Source organism: Vibrio sp. V33_P6A3T137, assembly GCF_009904835.1.
GTDB classification, from domain to species: Bacteria; Pseudomonadota; Gammaproteobacteria; order Enterobacterales; family Vibrionaceae; genus Vibrio; species Vibrio metschnikovii.
Map to the genome: position 1 here is coordinate 1 of NZ_WXWK01000156.1, position 5,514 is coordinate 5,514.

Sequence of the window (5,514 nt, forward strand, 5' to 3'; positions counted from 1 at the left end):
CATCGTTCAACTTTCAATAGCCACAAAAAAGAACAATAAACTCATAATATCAACAACTTAGAAAAGTAAAGCTTCTGAATCAGACTAAGTTTTCCTATTAAAATTTATATATTGATTTTGCTGAGGCTCAATAAAGCATAACGCCGCATTAAGGGGCAGACAACGCTACTACCAAGTTTCCGCATAACATCGTACCCACAAAAACCAACGCATAATAAAAATGCCACGCGTTGGCTGTCCCTCTTAAATGCTTTGTTAGCAGTGTACTCAAAGAGGCTTTACCATGTAATGACGCATACTTTTTATTACCGGAAAGTCATTTAAAGTCATCTGCTCAACATAACCGCATTTTTCATAAAATGGTTTCGCTTGAAAACTAAAAGTGTCTAAGAAACTTGATAAACAACCTTTGCTACGAGCAAATTCTTCGGCCTCATTTAATAATTGTCTTCCCAAGCCTTTACTTGAATGTTCACTATCTACCCAAAGAAATTTCACGAGCAGCCACTGGCCCCAAATTTCACCGACTAAACCACCTAATTTTTTCCCATGATCATCATGCGAATAACAAGCAAACTCTGTATGGTAAATGTCTTTGAGAAAAGGCGTATTATGCTTACGTAAACCTAAACGAATCTCATCAATGTCAGATTGTTTTGGTTCAGTTGTTATATCTATTTTCATGATGTACCTGTTAAATATTACTGGAACTGCTAACGCCGCGTTAAGGGGTGAGCAACGCAACTACCGACTCACCGCATTGCACTAAAAACTAATAAAATCAACGAATAACGAAAATGCCACGCGTTGCGAATCCCTCTTGAACGCTTTGTTATGTACGTTTACACAATAAGCTCCATTCTGACCAAACCGTCCATTTCAGCGACCCTTTCGAACCCAAACTTACTATAAAGGCTAATTGCCGGATTTTCAGAAAACACATTTAGCCTAAGTCGGTTTAACTTTTTATACTTTAACTTTTCTAGTGCGTACTCTAAACACGAAAAGCCTATCCCTAAATTTTGATACTGAGTATCTATTTGCAGATCACGAATATAAAGTGCAATTTCATCACATGAAAATCGAATTATACCAACCCACTTTCCATCATATGTAACTGAGAAATTGGCGAATCGATACCAATTTTCTTCATATTCTTCATGGTTCCATGATAGATTTCTAGCCAAATAATACGTGTGCATATTTAGTCGTGTTAACTCTGAAGCTAATTCGATTTCAGTTGCTTCATAAAATTCTATTTCCACTCAAACTCCAATATATATGAGTACATAACGCCGCGTTAAGGGGTGAGCAACGCAACTACCAACTCACTGCATTACACTAAAAACCAATAAAATCAATGCATAACGAAAATGCTACGCGTTGCGAATCCCTCTTGAACGCTTTGTTATGTGCGTGTTTCAGATTGACACAGAATCCCTAACTCAGCCTGCTTCTTTTTACTTAAACCACTTGAAACAATTCTATAGGATTCAGATAGATAATAACGTAACTCATCATCAAGGCGACTTCCCGTTTCAGTTTGCTGAATCCATTTCATTCCTCGATTAGTAAAATATGGTGCTGGTCTGTAACCATCACAATTACTCAGAAAATCAAAGTTCAGGTCTGACACCTTAAAAGTAAATGCCGATTTCCCATCAGAGCTCCAACCTCCGACCGCAAATACCTTATCGCCTACTTTCCATACATCAGAATTGCCCCATTGAACAACATGACTAGTAGCGGGGAAAGAGCCGCAAAATTCATTAAATTCATCGTAATTCATATTGTTCATCCTTGAAGCACATAACGCCGCGTTAAGGGGTGAGCAACGCAACTACCAACTCACCGTATTACACTAAAAACCAATAAAATCAACGCATAACGAAAATGCCGCGCGTTGCGAATCCCTCTTGAACGCCTTGTTAGGTGCGTTCTCAACGCAAAAAAAACGGCTGCAAGAATGCAACCGTTATAGTGATTAGCTTTAGAGCTTATGCAGAAACAGCACGCACAGAAATAGAGTTACGCCATTCGGCAGAAAACTGCTTAGCTTTATCTTGAACGTTTGTTTTTGTTTTTGTTTTTGCTTGTCTTTTCAAACGTTCGCGTCTTAACTGTAATGCTTTGCGCTCTAACTCAGTCATTTTGATGCTCCATTTTTTGATGCCTACATTTTACTCTGAATCAGAAACTTGCTCAATAGTTTCAGGGTTCTTTTCATAAAATTCGATAGTCTGCATCATCTCTTCTAGTATAGTAAAAAAGCTTCCGGCAACATAATAAAAATCTTTACATTTTGCCCCATCATACAGCATGCCAGATTGATTTCGATAAATGTTAAGAACCCACTTAACCTCCCTTTTGGAGTCATCGTCGCCCGATGTAGCAAAGAGAGGGATGGATAGAATGCTATGAGCCGGATTCTGTTTATCTAAGTAATACTTCTCTAAATTAGACTTTACGCGGCTAGATAGCGGGTCTGAGTTCTGAACATAATGACTCACTATGGAATTAACATTTTTAACATAATCGTAAACTCCTGTTGCTACGCAATACGGAGCTCCTCGCAAGTTTGTATGAAACTTTCTATTCTCTAACTCTTCAGGTAAACAATAAGGGAATGTGATTGGCTTCCTTTGAGTATCAGGCGTTGAGTCTGTTGTCTCAGTAGTTGTAGTGTAATTGTAATTTTCAAGAACCACTACACCTGAGTAATGTTCTTTGGCAGGGACTATAAAAAAGCGGTCATCGTTAGTAACTTGATAATCAGGATCAGTTTTAAAGTTAACAACCCGCATCAAGTTAGCACGATAAACAACTTTTTTTTCAATATTTGCTGAATCCCACTCTTTCACCAGATTAATCAATAAATCGAGCACTATTCTCACGTTATCGCTACACATCTTTTTGTCGCCATCCGAAGCAGCTAGCTCTGTTGAGGTTTTAAGTTCGTTAGCAGTGAGAAATGCCTTATAGTATCTTTCCCAAAAGTTGCTTGGTGGACTTGTTTGCATAGCATGAAAAACAAAATCCTCTCTTTTAGCTTTAACCCATGTGGAAGCACTGAAAAACCAAGCTGCACCAATAGCCGCAGAAATAAAGCCGATAGTATGGAAATTTGGCTTACCATTGTGCTCTTGTAGAAATGGGATGGAAAAAGATTTAATCTCTGTTGCAAACAGTGAAGCGTATGCAGCAAGTAAGAATGTGAATAGCCAGAATAAAGCTTGATAACGAGGATTAAGCATCCACTCATACTTTTTATACTTACGATCTTTAGTCATTGTTTTCACTTAAATATTAGAGAATTGCATTATATACACATGAAAAACTAGTTCAATACCATATAAGCACCTAACGCCGCGTTAAGGGGTGAGCAACGCAACTACCAACTCACCGCATTGCACTAAAAACTAATAAAATCAAAGCATAACGAAAATGCCACGCGTTGCGAATCCCTCTTGAACGCTTTGTTAAATGCCTTGCACTAAACTCAAATTGCTTTAACCTTTATCACACTTTTTGTTTCGTCATCTATGGATTATTAGTATTTGGCTTAGCTTTACTACCTAACCAAGAACCATTATGACAACTACACTTCGTATTCGTTACCAAACTATTGTCATTGGAAACAATGATATACATCTATGCACTTTACGTGATAAACAACAGTTTAGCGACCCTAAAAATACGGCACAAAACTTAGGTATCTCTTCTGCTTCATGGCCAATTTTCGGGGTGGTTTGGCCATCCAGCTTAGTTCTAGCACACCATGTTCTTAACTTAGATACCAATAACAAACGAATTCTTGAAGTCGGTTGTGGCATTGGATTATCAAGCCTACTTCTGAATGAGCAAATGGCAAACATCACCGCCACGGATTATCATCCTGAAGTTGAAACATTCCTAGACAGAAACACTCAACTGAATAATCGGAAAAAAATTGCTTTCGAACGTGTCGATTGGGCAGATGTGAGCAGTCAACTCGGCCTTTTTGATTTAATCATTGGTAGCGACCTTTTATATGAAGACCAACACATCTCATTGTTGGCTCAGTTCATTCAAACTCATGCTAATCCGACATGCGATATTATTATTGTTGACCCAGACCGAGGTCGGAAAAATAAACTTAGCTCGAAAATGAGTGAATATGGATTTACGAGTGATCACATAAGACCGGACAATACCGATTATTTAGAGAAAAAATTTAAAGGTCACATACTCAGATTTTCGCGTACATCTGAAAGCATTTAACGCCGCATTAAGGTGTGAGCGGCGCTTGGCTATACTTGAGCGAAGCGAAAACGCCAAGCGTTGCGAATCACTCTTAAATGCTTTGTTATGCGTAATTTTTGACGTACTTTGTCATTGCTATTTCCGAGACTGACAAACCGTCGATTCTATATTGATCTTTGAACTCCCCAACAACGTCGAACCCTGCTTTTAGGTAGAGGTTCTTTGCTGGGAAATTCTCTGATAATACACAAAGATCAAGCCAGTCAATTTCGGCTTTTTCTTGGCAGAAATTTATAACCGCATCAATGAGTTGTTGACCAATACCTTGCTTCCGACAGGAAACATCTACGCCCATACCGAGTAGAACGCGATGAGAACGATTTTCATCACCGTGGTGGCGAAGATCAATGTGACCTTTGATACTTCCAGAGGTGTCTTTTACAACCCAAAGCTTTCTCCAACCTAAGTCGCCAAAGTGATGGGAAAAGCCTTTGATAAACTTATCTTTTGTTGCTTTTGGAATTTCACTTTGCTCTCTGGACATTGGCTGGAAAATAGGAACTTCTCCATTACCATTTTCAGACAGCTGATTTTCAAGATACGCAAAGAATGAATCTAAATCCGATTTTTCCGCTTCTACTACTTCCATCTAATACTCCGTAGTCCATCTATTACGCATAACGCCCGCTTAAGGGGCTGACAACGCTACTACCAAGTTTCCGCATAACACCGTAACCACAAAAGCCAACGCATAATGAAAATGCTGCGCGTTGGAAGTCCCTCTTGAAGCGTTTGTTATGCTTTATTACTTATTGATTACATTGAACTTTTGCAACGTTTACTAGTTCAAACCACTTTAACTCAAAATGATAAACTTGCCTACTTTCAGCAATCATTGATGCCGATAAGATCCCAAACAAGTTGAAGCGAATTAGCCCGAGGAATCAAGGGGTCAACAACACCAAAGGAAGAGACCTTTCAGCAACAATCGAACCTTTTGCGTACACAATTTATCAGAGCAGAGCCGGACAAAAGCGCAAAAGCATCGATAAACTTGCGATAACCAAACACTGTCAGCAAGCAAGATGTTCATGAGATCCCAAACATGCTGAAGCGAAATAGCCTGCGGAATCAATGAACAAGCAACAACAAAGAAAGAGACCTTTCAGCATCAATCGAACTTTTTACGCACACAATTTGTCAGAGCAGAGTTGGCTAAAAAAGCACAAGTATCGTTCAACTTTCAATAGCAACCAAAAAGAACAATAAACT

The 5,514-nt window shown here is 38.8% G+C and carries 7 protein-coding genes; 1 reads left to right on the top strand and 6 read right to left on the bottom strand.

Translation table 11 applies throughout. The features are described from left to right. Positions 1–267: 267 nt before the first annotated feature. The 5 genes from CAG60_RS14925 to CAG60_RS14945 form a co-directional block, all read right to left on the bottom strand. The gene (locus CAG60_RS14925; protein ID WP_069213633.1) at positions 268–684 is read right to left on the bottom strand and encodes a GNAT family N-acetyltransferase; all 417 of its coding nucleotides are present in this window, start codon (positions 682–684) and stop codon (positions 268–270) included. Positions 685–842: 158 nt separating this feature from the next. Further along, a complete protein-coding gene (locus CAG60_RS14930) occupies positions 843–1,265 on the bottom strand; it encodes a GNAT family N-acetyltransferase (protein ID WP_154171007.1) in 423 nt (140 codons plus the stop codon). Between the two features lie 143 nt (positions 1,266–1,408). Next, positions 1,409–1,789, bottom strand: a complete 381-nt coding sequence (locus tag CAG60_RS14935; RefSeq protein WP_161439297.1) for an MmcQ/YjbR family DNA-binding protein — start codon at positions 1,787–1,789, stop codon at positions 1,409–1,411. Between the two features lie 208 nt (positions 1,790–1,997). Beyond that, positions 1,998–2,150, bottom strand: coding sequence for a hypothetical protein (locus CAG60_RS14940; protein ID WP_161439298.1), 153 nt, complete (start codon positions 2,148–2,150; stop codon positions 1,998–2,000). 30 nt (positions 2,151–2,180) lie between these two features. Beyond that, positions 2,181–3,290, bottom strand: a complete 1,110-nt coding sequence (locus tag CAG60_RS14945; RefSeq protein ID WP_161439299.1) for a hypothetical protein — start codon at positions 3,288–3,290, stop codon at positions 2,181–2,183. A 301-nt stretch (positions 3,291–3,591) separates the two neighbouring features. On the opposite strand from CAG60_RS14945, the gene CAG60_RS14950 reads away from it, so the two are divergent. Then, entirely contained in the window at positions 3,592–4,260 is a 669-nt protein-coding gene (locus CAG60_RS14950) for a class I SAM-dependent methyltransferase (RefSeq protein WP_161439300.1), read from the top strand. 85 nt (positions 4,261–4,345) lie between these two features. Here CAG60_RS14950 and CAG60_RS14955 read toward each other — a convergent pair whose 3' ends face one another. Next, positions 4,346–4,891, bottom strand: a complete 546-nt coding sequence (locus CAG60_RS14955; RefSeq protein WP_161439301.1) for a GNAT family N-acetyltransferase — start codon at positions 4,889–4,891, stop codon at positions 4,346–4,348. Between the last annotated feature and the right edge of the window lie 623 nt (positions 4,892–5,514).